This is a genomic window from Sphingobium sp. HDIP04, from assembly GCF_000445085.1.
Lineage (GTDB): Bacteria > Pseudomonadota > Alphaproteobacteria > Sphingomonadales > Sphingomonadaceae > Sphingobium > Sphingobium indicum.
In genome coordinates this window covers 20,520-38,687 of the sequence record NZ_ATDO01000066.1, presented here as the reverse complement: position 1 = coordinate 38,687, position 18,168 = coordinate 20,520, and the positions used below count along the sequence as shown (strand labels likewise).

The following is an 18,168-nucleotide window of genomic DNA, read 5'->3' as shown; positions in this document are numbered from 1 at the left end:
AGCGTACTTCAGTACGTGAGCACCGGAAGCGCAGAAAGCCGCTATTTGCAGCCCGCCATGGACTGAATCCCCACACACCCTAGGCCGTAAACTCACAAATGGCGGGGATTTGATTTAACGCGCAATGCCCTGAGGCCTGCCGAAGCGGATTTCGCTGACGATCACGGCGGCGACCACCAGCGCGCCGCCCAGCAGGGCGCTGGCGGGCAGGCGGTCGCCCGCGATCCAGCCGATCAGGCCCGCCCAGACCGGCTCCCCGGCATAGATCAGCGTGGCGCGGGTGGCCGACACGCTGCGCTGCGCCCAGTTCATCGCGAGCTGGATCAGCGCCGTCATCAGGCCCAGGCCGCAGGCCGACAGAATGACGATCCAGGAAAAGGGCGGGATCGCCTCTCCGGCCGGGACCATGCAGGCGAAGGCGAGCAGCGACGTCACCGCCAACTGGATGAACGTCACCCGCGCCACGTCGACGCGGCCCGCCCACAGGCTGATGAAGATGATCTCCAGCGCGATGGCGAGCGTGCTGATGAGCGTCAGCGCCTCCCCCCGGCCGAGCGACAGCCCGTCCTTCGGCGCGGCGATCAGCAGCAGGCCGGCGAAGGCCAGCGCCACGCCGATCCAGCTCGCCAGGCGCGGCCGCCTGCGCAGGACGATCCATTGCAGGATGGGCACCAGCGGCACATAGGCGGCGGTGATGAAGGCGGATGTGCTGCTGGGGATCGTCCGCAACCCCCAGGTCTGGAGCGTATAGCCGGTGAAGATGCCGACGCCGATCATCGTCCCCGCCAGCCATTCCCGCCGCGTGACGCCGCGCAGGACGGGCCAGGCGAGCGGGAGCGCGATCAGCGCCGCCGTGCCGAAGCGCAGCCCGACGAAGAACAACGGCCCGCTGTGCCGCATCGCCTGGTGCACGATCAGGAAGGTGCCGCCCCACAGCAATGTGATGCCGATCAGCGCCAGTTCCGGGCGTCCGATCATCAGTCGGGAGGGGGCGGGATGTCGGGACGCGGCGCACATGCCGTCGCTGGTGCGGCCGATGGCCGCCAAGGTCAAGCGCCGCGCCCTTCGCGGGCCGTCACTCCTTGCTGATGTCGTTGCCCGCGCGTTCCATGGCCGCGCCGACGTCCTGCTTGGCTTCGCGCGCCTCCCGCTCCGCATCGCGGGACGCATTGTCCATGGCCGCGCCCAGTCGGTCGGACCCTTCGCCTATCGCATTGCCCGCCGCGTCCAGGCCCCGGTCGATCCTGTCGCCCGCCCGGTCGACCGTGTTGCCGACGTCGCTGCCGATCGCGGAGCCGGCATTTTCCAGATTGTCGGCCGCCTTTTCCGAACAGGCCGACGCACCGAGCATGGCCAGCGCCGACATGGCGGCCAGGAATTTTGTGCGCATGGATTCACCCTTGTCTTGCCTTCAACACAGGGGTGATAAGCGCTCCCGCGGCGATAAGGTTGCGCGACGGCCCTTCACCGGCCGCGCAGGCCGAACACCATGGACCTGTCCTGATCGGGGATCAGCCCCTCCAGCACGCGCCAGAATCCGGTGACGGAGCCTTGCCCTGCCTGGGCGTAGGCGGCGGCCATCTTTTCCCGCAGCGCGCGGAACAGCTCCGCCTCCAGCGCGACGCCGGCGGGGCTGAGCCGCAGCAGTTTCTGCCGCCGGTCGCTGGCGCCCTGCCGCGTCTCGATATAGCCCTGCTCGATCAGGTCGTTGAGCACGCGGCCCAGCGACTGCTTGGTGATGGCGAGCAGGCGCAGCAGGTCCTTCACCGTCAGGTCGGGCTGGCGCGAGATGAAATAGAGCGCGCGATGATGCGCCCGGCCCAGCCCCTGCGCGGCCAGCCCCTCGTCGATCGAGCGGGTGAGCGCGGAATAGCCGAAATAGAGCATCTCTATGCCCCGCCGGATCTCATCCTCGCGCAGGAACAGCGGCGAAGCGGGCGCGATCTGGGATGTGGGGGCGGGGGTCGGGGAATGGGGCGCGGACATGCCGGTCGGTTCCAGGCTGAGAGGAAGGGGCGGCGCGCATATTGGCGGTTCCGGAAAATAATGACTAGGCTGTATCGACATTCAGCCCTGACGGCCTGCAAATGGTTGAAGCGAGTCGCGTGCCTCGCTTCAATCCCCGTGCTTCCGGTGCTCACCTACTTTGAGTAGGCTGCGCGCCGGGTCACGGGAAACCACCATTTTCGGCTCGCCATCTTCTGAATGTCGATACAGCCTTAGGCTTTCCTTTCGCGCAACAGGCGCTATATGGCGGTCCGCGCCGGCGGTGTCCGGCCCATGCTGGGGCGTAGCCAAGCGGTAAGGCAGCGGTTTTTGGTACCGCCATGCGCAGGTTCGAATCCTGCCGCCCCAGCCACTATTTTGGCCCATTATGACCAACAAGGTCTCAAAGGGTTCCAGAAAAATGGCCTGTTTTCAGTGACTTGTTTCGTATATTCTGTCCTGTACAGGAGCCATTCCGATCGGACAGTCTCATGCGATTTGTTGGTCAGCCTGTTGGTAAAAACAGGAATCGAAGGCAGAAAAAGCGGTCGCGCAGGACCGGACCCGGAGCAGCAGAGCCGGAGTTCCGTTCATGCTGACCGATCTATTGCTCAATACCCTCGTCGCCCTGGACAAGCCGATCAAGAAATCCGACGGTGGTGGCCTTCATATCTTCGTCCTGCCCTTCGGACGGAAGCGCTGGCGTCTCGCCTATCGCTTCGAGGGCAAGCAGAAGACCATCGACGGCGGCGAATATCCCGCCGTCAGCCTCCACCGCGCTCGGGTCTGGCGCGAGGAGATGAAAGCCCTGCTGGCTGCAGGCACCGATCCCATCGCGCATAAGAAGGAGGCTAGGTTCCAGGCCGTCGCCGACAAGGTGACTTTCGAGATGATCGCGCGCGAATGGATCGAGGCACGGCGCCTCGCCTGGTCCCCGCGCTATGCCCGCCTTATCGAGGGAAGGCTGGAGAAGGATATCTTGCCCGTCATCGGCGACAAGCCGATCCGCTCCATCCTGCCGCGCACGATGCTCGAAGCCTTGCGGGTCATCGAGGCGCGGGGTTCCTATGAGATGGCGCACCGAATCAAGAATCATTGCAGCGAAATCTTCCGTTACGCTATTCCCGACGGGCGGTGCGAAACCGATCCATGCCGCGACCTGTCGGCCGCGATGATCAAACCCTCGCCGGTCCGTCACCGCGCCAAGATCGAAATCAAGGATCTCCCTGAATTCTATGCGCGCCTCAATGCGGACGCGGGTTGGAACTCAGTCATCTTGCGCTTCGCTGGACGATCCTGACCATGGTGCGCACCCAGGAGACGCACTTTGCCCAATGGAGCGAGTTTGAAGGGCTGGGGAGCGACGAACCGCTTTGGCGGATACCGCCCGGGCGCATGAAGATGCGTTCCGAGCACCTGGTGCCGCTGCCGCCCCAGGCGGTCGATCTGCTGCGCAGGATCAGGGACGTCAATCCTTACGGCAAGGCAGGCAATGAACGGCTGGGCAAATATCTCTTCCCTGTCGCTGGTTCCCGTTCGGATACGATCAGCGAGAACCGGATGCTCGACGTCATGTATCGCATGGGGCTGCGTGGCAAGGCGACCGTCCATGGCTTTCGATCGCTTGCCAGCACCGTGCTCAATGAATCGGGGCATTTCATGCCGGACTGGATCGAGATGCAGCTGGCGCACATGCCGCGCGGCGTGAGGGGCGTCTACAATTCGGCGCGCTATCTGTCGCATCGGCGCAAGATGATGGCGTGGTGGGCGAAATATCTGGACGCCGCCGAAGAGGCGGCGCCGATCGCACTGGAGGGCTTCAAGGTCGCTCAGCGCAAGCAGGAGAAGGCGCTCGCCTGGTTTCAGACGTCCTGGTGATAGCCGAACTCTCCTGCTATCCGTCCTATTCCTTGGTCAGAGGACGAGAACGACCCTTCCTCGCCGCTCAGCGGCCAGATTTCACTCACAGGCAGCGGACATCTCATTGCCGCGCTCGGGCCGGTCATCATGTCCGCCTCTGGGACATTCGCGACAGTCGGGTTCGGAGCGAGACAGCGTCGATCACCGGGGTGAACCTCGTACTCAATCATACTCTTGGCTTTCCTCTCATCAACGAAAAGCAGCTCATCTTCAATGAAACCGCTTTCGCCAAATGAGCCGATTGTGATCACTGGCCGCCCGGTTTCACGCCAATGTTCACCTTTCAACGAACTACCGAAAGGCCCGGTTTTTATAACAGGTCTGTTCGACTGCGCCAAACCAGGAAGCTTGTAAGTACCCCACTCCTTCGGCAGCCAGCGGCCGGATCCACTCAAGGCATTCTCCTCAAAAGCAGGCATTTCTTACCAAGTGCTCGCCCGCCTCGGTAGTTCCCACAAATTAGCATGTGGGGCTTGGTACGGTGTCATCTGTCACGCGACAGTAGCAGGCATTAGAGAAGCTGACGGTCGGCAACCCGTTCCCAAATTTCAAAGGCTGTTCGTCCACTATGGGGCGCTAGCGCTACCCAAACCGAGGATGCTAGGCTCACGTGGCGGAGCCTCGAAGATACCTTGCCTGGATGGCGGCTTGAATTGTTCGTAAAGAATATCTGACCGAAGGGCGACTTCGTGCCTCGCTCGACAAGCTGATGTCCCGGCAAAAGGCAGCATTCCCTATTCCCCGGATCGTCGCCACCGGAATGTGGGGCCGCGATGAAGCCGAAACGCTGCGCAAGCTCCATGATTGGAATCAGCTGATCCATCATGTGCGCGGTCCCCTGTCGCAATCAAAAGCCCCATCGAAATGGAGGCCCAGGCAGAGCGCGTGTGCAACCTGAAGCAACAGCTATGAGCAGGGCGTCAAGGAGAAACACAGAGGTATCGAATTAGCGTCTGTCGCTGATCCGATCAGCCGGCGGTATCCTTTTCAGAGCTTCCACGGGTGGAGAGCGGCGTTCGCTTCTTCAAATCATAGCCGTCGCCATCGCTGAGGCCATGTAGCCGCACATCATGAATGGACAATGTGCGTTCCGGGCTCGCCTCGGCGATGTTGGAATGGGTGATGCCAGCGCCGTCGACGACATAGACGGCGCCCGATCCGTGCACCCGGAAGCTGCCGCCTTCCAGGATGATTGCCGTGTCTTCGTCGATGCCGATGCCCAGGACCCGCGGGTTTTGGGCGACGGCGCCAAGCAGTCGGCCGATGCGACCGCGCTCGGCGAAATGCTGGTCGATGATGACGTCGCGGATCAGGCCAAGGCCCGGCGCCATGTGAAGATCGCCAATGCGGTGCGATTCCTGGCTCGATCCGCGCACCAGCATGGTCTCGCTCATGACGGAAGCGCCTGCGGACGTACCCGCCACCACGCCGCCGCGCAGGTGGAGGCGGCGGACCATCCTTTCCACCGGCGTGTCACCGATCTGACTGGCTATGCGCAACTGATCCCCGCCGGTGAAGAAGATGCCGGCGGCGTCTTCCAGCATGTCGGCGGCTTTGGCCTCCAGTGTCTCGCTCCGTTCATGGACATAGAGTTCGGCGAGATCGTGGACGCCCAGATCCCCGAACGCCTTTACATAGGCGTCAAAATAGCCTTCGGGCTGATGGCTGGCGACGGTGGCGATGACGAGCTTGCCGTCCCCCACGCGGTCGGCGACCTCGCGCAGGATCAGCTTCTCGCCCTCCTTATCCTCTCGGCCGCCTATGATGATGAGCGGTCCCGCGCGGTCATTCGTCAAGTAACGTCTCCACTTCGTTGCGATGGATCGCGCCTGTTCCTTCGCTCCAGCCGCTGCGGTGCAGCGCTATGGCGAAGTGGTCGCTGTTATGGGCGATGCCGAAACGGCCTCCCGCGTCGATGACGATTGCGCCGGCCTCTCCGCCGACGCGCCCAATCTGGCTCAAGGCCATTTCCGCCGCGATGTCGGCCGGACAGGTTGCGAGCGCCTGCATGACGTGGGCGGCAAGCATGGTGCGCAGGATGCTTTCGCCATCGCCCGAAAAGGCGACGCCGCCCAGCCGATCGTCGGCATAGAGGCCGCAACCCGGAACAGGGGAGTCTCCGATTCGGCCTGGATGCTTGCCGGGAAGTCCTCCGGTGGAGGTGGCGGCGGCGACATGGCCGTGCAGGTCGAGCGCGACGCAGCCAACCGTGTCATGGGCTTTGGCATATTCGGAGGCCAGCCGATCGCTGGCGATCATCTCGCGAGGGTCGCAGAAATCGATCCCCCGCGAGCTTGCAAAGCGTTCCGCGCCTTCCGCGCCGAGAAAAGCCGGTCTTTCAGGCAGAAGGGCCGCTGCCAGCGAGACGGGATTGCGAATGCGCCGCACTCCGGCGACGGCGCCCAGGGCCAGGTCCGCGCCGCTCATGATCGCCGCGTCCATCTCCACCTCGCCATCGGCGTTGAGCACGGAGCCGAAACCGGCATTGAACAGCGGATTGTCTTCCAACACCCTAACCGCCGCTTCGGCAGCCGCAAGTGCGCTGCCGCCCTGTCGCAGCAAGGCAGCGCCGGCTTCGGCTGCCGCGAGGCAGCCGTCGCGGTTGCGCTGGTGCAGCGCGCTCTTGATCGTCTTTGCCCCGCCATGGACGATGATGGCCCAGCTTGCTTCAGGCATGGGCGGGCTTCCGGGCAGGCGTCGCGGGGATGTCGTCGGGGGCGTAGTCCAGCACCTGCTGCCAGACCTGACCGACAGAGGTCGGCAGGATGACGAGAAGGTCGCCCGGCCGGCCCAGCTTGAGCGTGGCCTGCACCGCCTCCAACTCGTCGACAATGCGGTGGACCCGCTCGGCCGGAGCGCCTGCGCGCAACGCTCCCTCGGACATCAGGCCGTTGGTTTCTCCCGGTGGCCGTCCCCGACCGTCGGGGGCTTCGCGGAAGATGATCTCGTCGAAGATCGCCGCTGCAATCCCGCCCATGTCGATGATGTCGCTGTCGCGCCGGTCTCCAGGGATGCTGACCATGCCGATGACGCGGCGGTGGCGGCCCCGAAGGGCATCGACGACCTGGCCGAGGGCGGTGAGGCCTGCGGGATTATGAGCATAGTCGAGGATGAAGCGGCGACCGTGCGCGTCGCGGATGTTGAGGCGTCCCGGAGAGTCTGAAAAGGAATTGGTGAACGTCGCCAGGCTTTCCCGAATGGTGTCGACCGGAACGCCATGGACAAAGCACATCGCGGCGGCGGCGAGAGCGTTGGCGATGTTGAAATCGGCAATGCCGTTCAGGGTCACGGGAATATGAGCGGCGGGCATAAGGTCGATGCGTCCGCCCTGATGGTGGATGACGAGCATGCCGCCATCCGGTCCTGGCTCCCGCATGAGGGCGATGCCGCCTGCCTCGATATGTCGGCGCAGCGGTTCCGGCATGCGGTCGCCGCCATGGAGCGAGAACCAGACGAGCGTGCCCCGTGCGTGCCGGGCGATCCGCACGCACATGGGATCGTCGGCATTGAGGACCGAGTAGCCGCGCCGGGCGACGCTTTCGACGACGACCGCCTTGACGTTCGCCAGATCCTCCAGCGTGTCGATGCCCTTGAGGCCGAGATGATCGGGAGTCACGTTGAGAACCGCTCCCACATCCGCCCCGTCAAAGCCCAGCCCTTCGCGGAGGATGCCGCCGCGCGCGGTTTCCAGGACGGCGGCATCAACGGTCGGGTTGCGCAGGATCGAGCGGGCGCTGCGCGGGCCGCTGGCGTCGGATGCCTTCAGCAGTTGGCCGCCGACATGGATGCCGGAGGTCGTTGTCATGCCGACGTTCAGGCCATGGCGGCTCAGCACGCGCTCGACCATGCGGACGGTGGTCGACTTGCCGTTGGTGCCGGTGATGGCGAATATCGGAATCCGGCTGCGGCGACCGGGGGGAAAGAGCGCGTCGATGACGGGAGCGGCGACATCGCGCGGCGGTCCCGATGAGGGTTCAAGATGCATGCGGAAGCCGGGCGCCGCGTTCACCTCGACAATGCCGCCGCCGGTTTCGTTGACCGGCCGGCTGATGTCGGGCGAGAGGAAGTCGATGCCGCAGACGTCCAGCCCGACCGTAGCCGCCGCCTGCTCGGCGATCAGGCGGTTGAGGGGGTGGATGTCGTCGGTGCGGTCAATGGCGGTGCCGCCGGTGGAGAGATTGGCGGTGTCGCGTAGCTGGACCGTTTCTCCATGCGCGGGAACGGTGTCGAGGTCGCGGCCGGCGCGGGCGAGCAGCGCCGCCATCGCGTCATCGGGCACAATGCGGGTGAGCATATCCTCATGCCCCGTTCCCCGTCGCGGATCGCGGTTCACTTCCTCGATCAGTTGAGCAATGGTGAGGCGACCGTCGCCCGCGACATGGGCGGGACGGCGCTCCGCGACCGCGACCAGCTTGCCGCCGATCACCAGCAGGCGGTGGTCCTGGCCGGGAAGCTGCTGTTCGACGATGACGCGCCGGCCATGCCGCAGGGCGCGATCGAAGGCAGCGCGGAAGGCGACCTCATCGCGGATGCCGGTGGTGACGCCCCGGCCGTGGTTGCCGTCGAGCGGCTTGATAACGAGAGGCCAGCCCAGACGTTTCGTTTCGGCGAGCGCTGCGTCCGCATCACGAAACAGGCCGCCGCGGGGGACAGGCAGGCCGGCTTCGTCCAACAGCCGCTTGGTGAGATTCTTATCCCCGGCGATGTCCACCGCGACCTGCGAGGTGTCGCCGGTGATGCTGGCCCTGATCCGCTTCTGGCGGCTGCCGAGGCCAAGCTGTATGAGGCTCTGGTCGTTGAGGCGCACCACGGGGATGCCGCGCCGCTCTGCCGCTCGCACCAGAGCGGCGGTCGTGGGTCCAAGGCCGTTGCGGCGCATGATGGCGCGAAGCGTCTCCACCATGGCCCCGACATTCCGCGGATCGGGGGGAAGGGAGGTTCCCAGGCGCCGGACGCCCGCGATGCCGCGCAGCCCCTCCGGCACGAGCGAGAGGACAAACGCGATGGCGCACGCGCCCGCCTCAAGCCCTGCCTCTTCATCCTGATAGGCGTAGAGGATATTATACACCCCAGGCCGGCCCTTCACCGAGCGGGTCTTGCCACGCGTCACTCTGGCGCCAGCGAGGCACTGAAGTTCCAGCGCGACATGTTCGATGACATGGCCAAGCCATGTTCCCGATTGCAGGCGGCGGACAAGGCCACCGGGCTCCTGGTAGCTGCATCCATGCGCGGCGAGGCCCGGAAGCAAAGTCATCAGATGCTCCGCGAACAAGGGCAGCCGATCGGTGGGCCATTCTTCGAGCGTGCCGAGATCGACCTGGATCCGGATCATCGGCCGGTTGCTGAAGAAATGCGGGCCGCGATAGATGCTGCGCTCCAATATGGTCAGCGCACGAACATGGCCGGCCTCCTCACGAGGCGCGGCCTGCGGCAGTTCGATCTCCTTCATGATGTCTCCAGTTCTTGCGCGTCGCAAAGCGACGGCGTCGGGCTGGATTAAACTTCTCTAATCGCAAACTGTTCCAGTCAACATAGGTTATATCTAAGTAAAAATAAGGAAAATGATAATTAAATCGGAAAAAAATTTCCATATTGCAAATATGATAAATATAAAAAATGATTTATGTTTATAAAGAATGTGGATTCATAGATTGCATTGCGTTTATCGATGCGCGGGTGGGGAGAGGGCAGAGATTTTGACTAAATTTCTAGAGATTCTACTGCCTGAAGTATAGTGACGCTGCATCGCTGGCTCTCCTCAAGGTCGGCGACGATGGGGCAACAAGGCATGCAGACGCATCATGGCCGCTGTCATGGGGACCGTGGCGCCGAACCCAGCGATGCCCACACAAGCATCCGGTGGACAAGACGCGATTGGATCATAATGTGAAGGATGGCCGCGTTATCATGAGCCACAAGATGCCCAGCACCGACGCGAATGCCGGAAAACCGAAGGCGAACCAGAGCCGGAATAGGCGATGATAGGCTTTTGGGAGTGGAGCGCCGCCGTCGGCGGCCTCCGTGGCAAGATCCCGCATCCGCATCTGCATCCAAACGACCGGCAGCCAGAATATCCCCGTGACCACGTAAAGACCCAAGGAGACGGCGATCCAGCCTTCATTCATGGAGTAGCCGACTTTCCGCATCAGCAGCCAACCGGTGAGCGGCTGGAGCACCACAGCGCTCGCGGTGAACAGAAAGTCGGCAAGAACGACGATCCGGGCGATGCCCGCTATGACGCGAGCTTGTCCGGTCAAGTGGCCCAGCAGCATGAAGAATGCGATTCCCGCGCCCGTGCCCAGCAGGATCGTGGCGCCGATGACATGCACATATTTGAGGAGGAAGTAGCTCGTCATCGCTCCTCCAGGATCGCCAGGAGGATGAAGTTGAGGGCAAGGATCGGCCAAATCTTCAGCATTGGCCCAAGCGGGTCTGCCCACAAGCGCGGCAGGACGATCGTTCCCGCGATGAGGTAGAAGAGGGTTATGGCGACGCCGCCGATCAGCCCCCAGCGCGTGGTCGGCCGGTACAATATGGCCAGTCCGATCGCGATGTCGGCAAGCGCCCCGGCTATGACGGATGGCTGGCTGAGCGCTCCAGCCCCGCTTTCCTGCATGTAGGACACGCCTATATCCCACCCGATCGTGAGGGAGATGATGCCGGTTGTGATCCAAAACAGCGCGAAGATGACGATCGCCAGCGGCCGAAGAAAATAAAGGCGCGCAAACCACCGCTCCTGCACTGATGCAGGCTCTGCCGCGAGAGCCTGTTCCAGCGACCGGGGCACGATGGCCGTGACTCTGTTCCAGCCAGCCGGATCGCCCTCCGCGCCGCGAAGCATCTCGCTCGTTCCGGTCGAGCGAACAGGCGGCCGCCATCCCAGCCGCCCGGCGAGGTCGCCGAACTTCGATCCAACCCGCATCGCCGCTGACGGGACGGTAACCGGCCGAGCCGGTTTCCAGCCCAGCCACGCGCGGTATCGCGTAACTATGGCGTCGAACGTGAGCGGTCGGGGGCCTGCGAGATCGAGTGCGATCCGTCCCCCGGAATCCGGGCGTAGCAGGCGAATGACGGTCTCGACCACATCGTCGAGTTGAACCACCGATATTCTGCCGGCTCGAGGCAGCCGCACCGATAGCGGCAGGGCCGCGAGTCCGCGGAACAGGGCGCTGCCGCCATAGGCATTGTGGCCCACGACCACCGACGGACGCAATATGACCCAGTCTAGCCTGCTCGCGGCCAGGATATGCTCAATCTGGCGTTTGCTTTCGGAAAATTCACTCAGTGGCTTTTGCTCGGCGTTGAGCGCGGAGAAGTGGATCACGCGGGAAATGCCGAGGCGCTCGCACGCTTCGTACAGCGCCGCTGGCGCGTCCACGTGGACGGCATCGGTCGAGTCCCGAGCCCCGTCTTGCAACACGCCCGCGCAATTGATCACCGCATCGACACCGGACAGAGCGTCCAACCACTTATCGGCGCCTGTCGCTGAACGAAGGTCAAGGCCGATGGCCCGGTCCAGAGGCAATCTGGCGGCCGCCTTGGGATCGCGCACCACGCCCGTAACAAAATACCCATCTTGTTTCAGCCGGGTGAGCAGCGCCGAACCGATGAAGCCGCTGGCGCCGAGCAAGAGAATGGTTCGACATCTGTGCGACAAATTCTCGAGCCTGGGCGATATGGGGCTAATTTCCGGATATCCCATCTCAGCGGAACACTGAGCGCGAGTTTCCGTTCGGTTGCCTCTCCATCAATGAAGCGGGTGCATAGCCCATGTTATCGACTATATCCTGTTGTTGCCGCAGGGGCCGAAGGGCGCATACAGATCAGCCGCCGCCGATGCCCTCGATCACCTTTCCTGTCCCTTCGCAGTTGGGGCAAGGTTCGCCATTCAGTCTGCCGCCGCCGCCGCAGGTTGGACAAAGATTCTCGCCGGTTCCTTCTGTTCCCGCCGGTGCCTGGTCACCCGGCTTCATTCGTTCGTTGTCATCCGTTGGCATCGCGGCTCTCTTTCCTTGATCCGGCAGGCCTTGGGATAACGGTGGCGGCGGCTGCGTGATCAGCCGCGCGCCGCGCTGATAGGTGAAATAGCGCCAGAGCCACTGGATGCTGACCAGCAGCCGCTTTTCGAAGCCGACCAGCAGATAGACATGGACAATGGCCCAGAGCAGCCAAGCCAGCCGTCCCTTCAGGCGGCGCTTGCCGAAATCGAAGATGGCGGCGTTGCGACCGATGATCGCGGTGTTGCCGCGGTCGCGAAAGCGGAAAGGGGGAAGCGGTGCGCGGCCGGTGAATTCGCGAGAGAGGGATTGCCCAAGATAGCGGCCCTGCTGCTGGGCTACCTGAGCCAGCGCAGGCAGCGGTTGTCCGGCTTCGTCATTCATTGCGGCGCTATCACCCAGCACATGAATATGGGGGTGGCCTGGGACCGAAAAATCAGTAGCGACCCTCACCCGGCCGCTGCGGTCGCATTCTGCCTGCAGCCAGAACGCGGCGGGCGACGCCTTGATTCCCGCAGCCCAGATGATCGTACCGGCCCGCAACCTTTGGCCACCAATGACGAGCGTGTCACCGTCAATGTCTTCGAGCGACTTTCCAAGCATGATCTCCACCCCCATGGCTTCCAGCCGCCGTCGGGCGTAGGTGCTCAATCCGTCGGGGAAGCTGGTGAGGATTTGCTTGCCCGCCTCCACCAGCAGGATGCGGACCGCGCCGGGGTCGATATGCCGGAAGTCGCGGGCGAGCGTGTAATGCGCAAGTTCCGCGATTGCTCCGGCCATTTCAACGCCGGTAGGTCCCGCGCCCACGATGACGATCGTCATCAGTTCGGCCCTTCGGTGGGGATCGGGCTGTCGCTCCGCTAACTCGAAGCCGCGCAGGATGCGGCTACGAAGAAGGCGGGCATCCTCAATGCTGCGCAGGCCGGGCGCCAGCGGTTCCCATTCCGGATGAGCGAAATAATTATATCGGCTGCCGGTTGCGATCACCAGCCTGTCGAAATGGAGTGACGAGCCATCGGCCAGGGACAGGCGGCGCGATTGTGGATCCACGCCCACCGCTTCGCCAAGCACAACCTCGATATTGTCGTGGCGGCGCAGGATGCGGCGGATGGGCTGCGCTATGTCGGCGGGCGAGAGCGCGGCGGTCGCCACCTGGTAGAGCAACGGCACGAAGAGATGATAATTGTTGCGATCGATAATCGTCACCCGAATGGGCTTGCCGCCCAATTCCCGCGCGCAGGCGAGACCGGCGAACCCGCCACCCAATATAATGATATGGGGGGGCCGACTTGTGCCCATTCCCCTCCAGGGGTGGCTATCCACGTTCAATCTCACAGCCTCTTGAGAGTAGAGGGAGCATGGTCTGCGTCACCAGCTCGACTTGATCACGCCTGGCAACTGTCCTCTCGTGGCAAGGTGCCTCAGCATCACCCGAGCCAATTTGAACTTGCGATAATAGGCGCGCGGGCGCCCCGTCAGTTCGCACCGGTTCCTGATCCGCGTGGGATTGCCGTTACGGGGGATTTCCGCCATCTTCAACCGGGCTATCAGGCGCTCTTCCTGGCTGAGACTTTCATCATTCGCCGCCGCCTTAAGCTTCGCGTATTTCGGCGCATATTTCTTGGCGAGCTTGCGACGACGTTCGTTCTTGTTGATCGCGCTCTTCTTGGCCATTGGGGTTTTCCTCTGCTTCTCCGGATTTGGGTTCATGCTCGCGACGCGGCGCGGGAGGAACGCGGCGGCCATGGGCATGATCCGAGCATGCCGCTTACCTGAGTTAGGCGGCAGCGGCTTTCAGGGAACGGCCGTGCCGGGGGCACTGTTCATTCCTGATCTTTTGGGTCCTGGGCATTGGGAGAGACGCTATGTCATGGGTGGGATTGACCGCCATCATCGTCCTTGTCGCCGCCGCCTTGATCGGAGCGGTGGTCTTTGCAAGGCGCCGCGGACGGATCAGCGGCAGCGTTGCCCTTGCGCTGATGCTCGTCGTCCTTGCTGGCGCCTCGATCGTCTTCATCTATCCTTCCGCGCTTACGGCCGAAGGGGGTGAGGCGCAGCACATTGGCGTGGCGCGATAATGCGTGTCCGGTATCTGAAATGCGGGACGGATTGCCCACTTGGCGGTCCGTTGTTCGATGGCTTCAGCAAGAGCCTGTTCGGCCTTATTCCCTGCGCGGCGCAGTTGGTCGAAACCAACGAGGGACTGGTGCTGATTGACACCGGTTACGGCAGCGAAGACGTGCGCCATCCCCATCCGCGCCTCAGCCGCTTCTTTCGTACGCTGCTCAATATCCATTTCAGGGCGGAGGAGACGGCGCTGCACCAGATCAAGGCAATGGGCTATTCGCCATCGGACGTCCGCCATGTCGTGCTGACGCATCTGGATTTCGATCATGCGGGCGGACTGGACGATTTCCCCAATGCGCGCGTCCATGTGATGGAAGCCGAGCGCGAAGCCGCCGAGCGCAAGCGGCGGGGCTTCATTGCAGAGCGCCGATACCGGCCCGCGCAGTGGGAGCAGGTGCGGGACTGGCGCACTTACGCCGGCAGCGGCGAATGTTGGTTTGGGCTTGAGCGCGTCCGCCAGCTAGACGGCCTGCCGCCCGAAATCCTGATGGTCCCTTTGCCAGGGCATACATGGGGCCACGCCGGGATCGCGATCAGATCAGACGATGGATGGGTTCTAAATGCTGGGGACGCTTATTTCTACCGGCGTGAACTGGATGGAGACAGGCGGCGCTGCACGCCCGGCCTGCGTCTTTACCAGAATCTGATGGAGGTGGACCGGGAATTGCGTTTCGCCAACCAGCAGCGCCTGCGGGAATTGAAGCGCGAGAGGAGCGGCGAGGTGACCATCTTCTGTTCGCATGACGAGATTGAGCTTGAGGCGATGCAGCGCCGTAATGGAGATACCAGCACCACGAGGGCAATGCCCCCAATTGGCCAGGGCGTTGCAACCGGCTTGAGCGGCGCATGACGTTTGCCGGCGAACAGCGCAGCGGGATGCATGCAGATGAGCGATCGGATGACTGACCTGCCGTCGCTTGCGCCTCCGGGGATCATGCTTGGCATTGGCCTTGGAGGGTTTTTCGACGGGATAGTCCTGCACCAGATCTTTCAGGCACATGCCATGCTTTCGGCGGTCATTCCCCTGCACAGCATGATGAACATGAAGGCCAATATGCTCGCTGATGGCCTTTTCCACGCATTTATGTGGATGGCGACGCTGATCGGCGTGACACTGCTCTGGCGGGCGCTGAACGGCAGGCGAGACGCAAGCGCAGCAGGTTGGCGGCTGATCGGTTACATGCTGGCTGGATGGGGATGGTTCAACCTCGTTGAAGGATTGATCGACCACCATCTTCTCGATTTGCACCATGTCGTCGAAGCGCTTGGCCTGTCGATGTGGGACTGGCTGTTCCTTGCCTCCGGCATCGTCCTCATCCTTGTGGGCCACGTCATTGCAAGGAAATCCAGCCAGGCGACTTAACGCGCAAGGCGCGTTCTTCAGCCCTTCGCTTCTTGCGCGGCGCGTATCGCCCTGCCCACGTTGAGCCGTCCCGGCTGGTCCGGCAGACGCGATATAAGAACGCCAGGGCTCTCTGAAAAAGGGGTGACGAGCATCATCTCACAGTGGAACGACGCATCCTGCCAGCAGTTTGGGATGCTACAGCACAGGAGATATTGTGGCGCTCGTCTTTTACCATCAGAACCCACGCATGGCTCTGGACAGCTCCCGGTGAACGGCCGACCCTATGAAGTTGCGCTGGTGCTTGGCGGCGGGAACGCACTAGGCGCGTATCAAGCTGGAGCCTATGAGGCGCTCCATGATCAGGGACTCGAGCCTTCGTGGATCGCTGGTGCGTCTGCGGGCGCGGTGAACGGCGCGGTGATTTGCGGCAACAAGGATTCCGACCGGGTTAGCCGGCTCCGCGAGTTGTGGAAATGCAGCGGCAATGCCGAGCCGATCGACCTGCCCGCCGTCGTGGAGACAGTGAGGCGCAGCTGGGCGACCGCATTGACCTTGGCTAGCGGGCATCCGGGGCTGTTCGTGCCCCGCCATATTTACGGCCCCTGGTGGAACCCGCTGGGCAATGACGAGCCTGCCAGCCTCTATGATCTGCGGCCGCTAGCCGACACTCTGCAGCGCCTTGTTGATTTTGACAGGCTGAATAGAGGCTCTCCGCGCTTGTCGGTCACGGCCGTGGATATTCAAAGCGGCGAAGATATTGCTTTCGACACGGGTAGCCATTGGATTGGCTGCGACGAGATTCGGGCGAGCGCCGCGCTCATTCCGCTGTTCCCGCCCGTCGCTATCGGCGAGCGGCTGCTGGGAGACGCGGGCATTTCAGTCAACCTGCCCCTCGATATCATCCTGTCCGAAAAGCGGACGCGGCCGCTGCTCTGCATCGCGGTAGATCTGCTGCCGCTATCTGGAAGTCGTCCGCGCACGCTGAGGGAAAGCGCGAAGCGAAGCCAGGATCTCATGTTCGCCACGCAAAGCCGTCGCGCTCTCGCTGCCTGGCAAGCGCTCTTTGATGTCGGGGGCGACAGAGCAGCGACCGTCACGGTGCTGCGCCTTGCCTATGCGGATCAGGCCAAGGAGGTTGCCGGCAAGGCGTTCGATTTCTCCAGCCAATCTGCCGAGGCGCGCTGGCGCGCGGGCCACGAAGCTATGACGAGCATGCTGACTGCTCTTGGGCGTGGTGAAATAGCGATAGGAGGCCAGGGCTTGTCGGTTTACCAGCCCGATCCTCGAACTCGGAAAGGGTTTGAGCGTGTTCGTTTCTCCATGCAGCCCATCCAAGGATAAGATTGCGAGCGGTCTCGGAGCGACAAATTCGCTCCGACATCTACAGTAAACTGCGCGGCTGTGACTTGGTGAAGATCAAGATCGGCGACACCGTTTTTGACCGGAAGGTGCGGACGCGGGCGATCGTCGTTCAACAGAAGACCGGGAGGCCGGTTCAGTTCCAACTGATGGACGATGCTCGCCCCAGCTTGCTCCGGTGGTTGGAATTGCGAGGCGGATCACTGGAGGATTATGCCTTCCGAGCCGCACCGATCGTTCGACCCACATGAGCACCCGTCAATACGCTCGCCTGGTGCATGAGTGGGTAACGGGGATCGGCCTGCCGAGCGAAGATTATGGCACGCATTCTCAGAGGCGGACGGGCCCTTCAGATGTTATCCTGATACAGACCGGCTCTATTGTTGAAATGCTGCGCCGTTGTTGGACACGCCGACGGCTTGATCGAACGCATCGGTGAGCTCGCCGATCACTTTCGCGACCAGCGAACGTAGCCAGCGATGCGCGGGATCATGGCGGTAGCGGACATGCCAAGCCATCTCGACCGGGAAGCTGCCGAGATCGACTGGAGGCGGAAGGATGCGCAGTCGGGCATCGTGCGCCAGACGGCGACAGATGAGACGCGGCAGCGTTGCGACATAGTCGGTGACCGCGATCATCTCGGCAACCGCGAAGAAATTGGTGACGGAGAGCGCCACCTCGCGCTTGAGATTCTGTTGGGCTAACGCTTGGAACAGGCCGGCGCGCATGCGGCCGGGCGGCACAACGTTGACGTGGCGCATGCTCTCGAACTGCTCGCGCGAGATCGCCTCTCCGATTTCAGGATGACCGGCGCGCACGACGCATTCGAGGCCCTCGTCCATCAGATGCTGGACCACGAGATTGTCGGGCGGCTCCGTGATGCGGCCGAGCACCATCGCGGTGGTGCCGGAGACGACGCCGGTTTCGATCAAGTCGTTGCCGTAAGGCGTCAGCCTGAGCTTGATGCCCGGAGCGACCTCGGCGAGCCGCGCGACCAGCGCGGGGACGATCACGAACTCGACATAGCCATTGGGCGCGATCGTGAAGAGACGTTCGGCGCTGGTCGGATCGAAGTCCTGCTGCCCGAGTACGGCGTCGTCGAGGCTCGCCAGCGCGTCCGCGATCCCCGGTGCCAGTTCGAGCGCGATCGCCGTCGGCTGGATGCCATAGCGCTCGCGGATGAAGAGCTGGTCCTTCAGCATCAGCCGCAGCCGCGCCAGCGCGTTGGACAGCGCCGGCTGGGTCATGCCCAGCCGCTCGGCCGCGCGGGTGACGCTGCGCTCCTCCATCAGCGCGATGAAGATCGGCAGCAGATTGAGGTCGTAGCGCATAAGTTATGCTCTCATACGTATATCCAAAATCCAAGAAATAAACTTCTGCAATGAGTTGGGAAAGCGCATCTCCTGATCGTCCGGAACGCGGACGAGATCGGAT

18 protein-coding genes, 1 tRNA gene and 1 pseudogene are annotated in these 18,168 nt (G+C 63.0%); 8 read left to right on the top strand and 12 right to left on the bottom strand.

Annotated elements, in window-relative coordinates; all coding sequences use genetic code 11:
• Positions 1-114: 114 nt before the first annotated feature.
• The 3 genes from L286_RS31310 to L286_RS31300 form a co-directional block, all read right to left on the bottom strand.
• Positions 115-1,053 (bottom strand): DMT family transporter, encoded by a 939-nt coding sequence (locus L286_RS31310; protein ID WP_380774818.1) that lies wholly within the window; start codon positions 1,051-1,053, stop codon positions 115-117.
• Between the two features lie 22 nt (positions 1,054-1,075).
• Complete coding sequence (locus L286_RS31305) at positions 1,076-1,390, bottom strand: hypothetical protein (protein ID WP_013040878.1); 315 nt, start codon at positions 1,388-1,390, stop codon at positions 1,076-1,078.
• A 74-nt stretch (positions 1,391-1,464) separates the two neighbouring features.
• Positions 1,465-1,986: a MarR family winged helix-turn-helix transcriptional regulator gene (locus tag L286_RS31300; RefSeq protein WP_007683629.1), complete on the bottom strand. Its 522-nt coding sequence runs from the start codon at positions 1,984-1,986 to the stop codon at positions 1,465-1,467.
• A 298-nt stretch (positions 1,987-2,284) separates the two neighbouring features.
• Here L286_RS31300 and L286_RS31295 point away from each other — a divergent pair.
• From L286_RS31295 to L286_RS49245, 3 genes are all read left to right on the top strand, one after another.
• Positions 2,285-2,359: transfer RNA gene (locus L286_RS31295), tRNA-Gln, on the top strand.
• Between the two features lie 219 nt (positions 2,360-2,578).
• Positions 2,579-3,286: a tyrosine-type recombinase/integrase gene (locus tag L286_RS49250; protein ID WP_020819177.1), complete on the top strand. Its 708-nt coding sequence runs from the start codon at positions 2,579-2,581 to the stop codon at positions 3,284-3,286.
• Positions 3,247-3,864, top strand: a complete 618-nt coding sequence (locus L286_RS49245) for a tyrosine-type recombinase/integrase (RefSeq protein WP_020819176.1) — start codon at positions 3,247-3,249, stop codon at positions 3,862-3,864. Before L286_RS49250 ends, L286_RS49245 begins: the two co-directional genes overlap by 40 nt.
• Here the strand turns inward: L286_RS49245 and L286_RS31285 are convergent.
• The 8 genes from L286_RS31285 to rpsN all read right to left on the bottom strand — a co-directional run bounded on the left by L286_RS31285 (position 3,849) and on the right by rpsN (position 13,577).
• Complete coding sequence (locus L286_RS31285; protein ID WP_125445770.1) at positions 3,849-4,301, bottom strand: hypothetical protein; 453 nt, start codon at positions 4,299-4,301, stop codon at positions 3,849-3,851. The genes L286_RS49245 and L286_RS31285 overlap by 16 nt on opposite strands.
• 573 nt (positions 4,302-4,874) lie before the next feature.
• On the bottom strand, positions 4,875-5,702 hold the full coding sequence (locus L286_RS31280) for a cyanophycinase (RefSeq protein ID WP_020819174.1): 828 nt from the start codon (positions 5,700-5,702) through the stop codon (positions 4,875-4,877).
• Positions 5,692-6,582 carry an isoaspartyl peptidase/L-asparaginase family protein gene (locus L286_RS31275; protein WP_021223233.1) on the bottom strand — a complete coding sequence of 297 codons (891 nt, stop codon included), beginning with the start codon at positions 6,580-6,582 and terminating at the stop codon, positions 5,692-5,694. The genes L286_RS31280 and L286_RS31275 overlap by 11 nt, the downstream gene beginning before the upstream one ends.
• Positions 6,575-9,355 (bottom strand): cyanophycin synthetase, encoded by a 2,781-nt coding sequence (gene cphA, locus L286_RS31270; protein WP_021223232.1) that lies wholly within the window; start codon positions 9,353-9,355, stop codon positions 6,575-6,577. The genes L286_RS31275 and cphA overlap by 8 nt, the downstream gene beginning before the upstream one ends.
• Positions 9,356-9,785: 430 nt before the next feature.
• Complete coding sequence (locus L286_RS31265; RefSeq protein ID WP_021223231.1) at positions 9,786-10,262, bottom strand: DUF2269 family protein; 477 nt, start codon at positions 10,260-10,262, stop codon at positions 9,786-9,788.
• A complete protein-coding gene (locus tag L286_RS31260) occupies positions 10,259-11,536 on the bottom strand; it encodes an SDR family oxidoreductase (RefSeq protein ID WP_021223230.1) in 1,278 nt (425 codons plus the stop codon). The genes L286_RS31265 and L286_RS31260 overlap by 4 nt, the downstream gene beginning before the upstream one ends.
• A gap of 193 nt (positions 11,537-11,729) precedes the next feature.
• On the bottom strand, positions 11,730-13,130 hold the full coding sequence (locus tag L286_RS0124410; protein WP_238559304.1) for an FAD-dependent oxidoreductase: 1,401 nt from the start codon (positions 13,128-13,130) through the stop codon (positions 11,730-11,732).
• Positions 13,131-13,271: 141 nt separating this feature from the next.
• Positions 13,272-13,577 carry a 30S ribosomal protein S14 gene (gene rpsN, locus L286_RS31255; protein WP_020818081.1) on the bottom strand — a complete coding sequence of 102 codons (306 nt, stop codon included), beginning with the start codon at positions 13,575-13,577 and terminating at the stop codon, positions 13,272-13,274.
• 200 nt (positions 13,578-13,777) lie between these two features.
• Here rpsN and L286_RS31250 point away from each other — a divergent pair, with 200 nt between their 5' ends.
• The 5 genes and pseudogenes from L286_RS31250 to L286_RS49240 all read left to right on the top strand — a co-directional run.
• Entirely contained in the window at positions 13,778-13,981 is a 204-nt protein-coding gene (locus tag L286_RS31250) for a hypothetical protein (RefSeq protein ID WP_235181702.1), read from the top strand.
• Between the two features lie 50 nt (positions 13,982-14,031).
• Positions 14,032-14,880 carry an MBL fold metallo-hydrolase gene (locus L286_RS31245; protein ID WP_020818079.1) on the top strand — a complete coding sequence of 283 codons (849 nt, stop codon included), beginning with the start codon at positions 14,032-14,034 and terminating at the stop codon, positions 14,878-14,880.
• A gap of 30 nt (positions 14,881-14,910) precedes the next feature.
• Positions 14,911-15,393 (top strand): DUF2243 domain-containing protein, encoded by a 483-nt coding sequence (locus L286_RS31240; protein WP_020818078.1) that lies wholly within the window; start codon positions 14,911-14,913, stop codon positions 15,391-15,393.
• Positions 15,394-15,642: 249 nt separating this feature from the next.
• Positions 15,643-16,716 (top strand): patatin-like phospholipase family protein, encoded by a 1,074-nt coding sequence (locus L286_RS31235; RefSeq protein WP_020818077.1) that lies wholly within the window; start codon positions 15,643-15,645, stop codon positions 16,714-16,716.
• Positions 16,710-17,116 (top strand): annotated as a pseudogene (locus tag L286_RS49240) (integrase); the annotation flags it as partial. The gene L286_RS31235 and the pseudogene L286_RS49240, both read left to right, overlap by 7 nt.
• Here the strand turns inward: L286_RS49240 and L286_RS31225 are convergent.
• Positions 17,112-18,065: a LysR substrate-binding domain-containing protein gene (locus tag L286_RS31225; RefSeq protein ID WP_020818076.1), complete on the bottom strand. Its 954-nt coding sequence runs from the start codon at positions 18,063-18,065 to the stop codon at positions 17,112-17,114. The pseudogene L286_RS49240 and the gene L286_RS31225 sit on opposite strands and share 5 nt — an antisense overlap.
• Between the last annotated feature and the right edge of the window lie 103 nt (positions 18,066-18,168).